This is a genomic window from Streptomyces phytophilus, from assembly GCF_013870535.1.
Classification (GTDB): domain Bacteria; phylum Actinomycetota; class Actinomycetes; order Streptomycetales; family Streptomycetaceae; genus Streptomyces; species Streptomyces phytophilus.
Genome location: NZ_JACBXC010001322.1, coordinates 1 through 1625, shown reverse-complemented (window position 1 = coordinate 1625; position 1625 = coordinate 1). Strand labels below are relative to the sequence as shown.

At 74.2% G+C, this 1625-nt stretch carries 1 protein-coding gene; it reads left to right on the top strand.

What is annotated here, in order from left to right:
* On the top strand, nucleotides 1-1625 hold a 1625-nt coding region (shc, locus tag H5J30_RS32010; protein ID WP_181791111.1), incomplete at both ends, for a squalene--hopene cyclase.

The following is a 1625-nucleotide window of genomic DNA, read 5'->3' as shown; positions in this document are numbered from 1 at the left end:
GGCATCGCCGGGAGCCGCGTCTTCACCCGCATCTGGCTCGCGCTGTTCGGCTGGTGGCGCTGGGAGGACCTGCCCGAGCTGCCGCCCGAGCTGATCTACCTGCCGTCCTGGTTCCCGCTGAACATCTACGACTTCGGCTGCTGGGCCCGGCAGACCGTCGTGCCGCTGACCGTCGTCTCCGCCAAGCGCCCCGTGCACCCCGCCCCGTTCACCCTCGACGAGCTGCACACCGACCCCGCCGTGCCCAACCCGCCCCGGCGGCACGCGTCGCCGACGACCTGGGACGGCCTCTTCCAGCGGCTGGACCGGGCGCTGCACGCCTACCGCAAGGTCGCGCTGCGCCCGCTGCGCAAGGCGGCGCTGCGCAGCTGCGCCCGCTGGATCATCGAGCGCCAGGAGAGCGACGGCTGCTGGGGCGGTATCCAGCCGCCCGCGGTCTACTCGGTGATGGCGCTGCACCTCCTCGGCTACGACCTCGACCACCCGGTGCTCAAAGCCGGTCTGGAGTCGCTGGACCGCTTCGCGGTCTGGACCGACGCCGCGGAGAGGCCGGACGCGGACGCCGACGGCGCGAGTGACACGGGAGACACGCGCGACGACGGCCCGGTCCGGATGATCGAGGCGTGCCAGTCCCCGGTCTGGGACACGTGTCTGGCGACCATCGCGCTCGCCGACGCCGGCGTGCCCGCCGACCACCCCCAGCTCGTCAAGGCCGCCGACTGGATGCTCGCCGAACAGGTGCTGGCCACCGGCGACTGGGCGGTGCGCCGCCCCGGACTCGCCCCCGGCGGCTGGGCCTTCGAGTTCCACAACGACAACTACCCCGACACCGACGACACCGCCGAGGTCGTCCTCGCCCTGCGCCGTGTCGCCCACCCCGACCAGGCGCGCGTCGACGCGGCCGTGGAGCGCGCCGTGCGCTGGCTGGCGGGCATGCAGTCGAAGAACGGCGCCTGGGGCGCGTTCGACGCGGACAACACCTCGGCGCTCCCCAACAAGCTGCCGTTCTGCGACTTCGGCGAGGTCATCGACCCGCCGTCGGCCGACGTCACCGCGCACGTGGTGGAGATGCTGGCCGGCGAGAAGCTCGGCGACGACCCGCACGCCCGCCGCGGTGTGGCCTGGCTGCTCGCCGAGCAGGAGGCGGCCGGCGGCTGGTTCGGCCGCTGGGGCGTCAACTACGTGTACGGCACGGGCTCGGCGGTGCCCGCGCTCGTCGCCGCCGGGCTGCCCGCGTCGCACCCGGCGATCCGCCGGGCCGTGGCCTGGCTGGAGAACGTGCAGAACGAGGACGGCGGCTGGGGCGAGGACCTGCGCTCGTACCCGGACCCCGAGTGGATCGCCCGCGGCGACTCCACCGCCTCGCAGACCGGCTGGGCGCTGCTCGCGCTGCTGGCCGCCGGCGAGCACGACAGTCCGGCCGTCGAGCGCGGCGTGGCCTGGCTGGCCCGTACCCAGCTGCCCGACGGGTCCTGGGACGAGCCGCAGTTCACCGGCACCGGCTTCCCGTGGGACTTCTCCATCAACTACCACCTCTACCGGATGGTCTTCCCGCTGACCGCGCTGGGCCGCTACCTGTCCGCGACAGCCGGCCTGACGCCGGCCGCCGGTGACGGCCGGGAGGT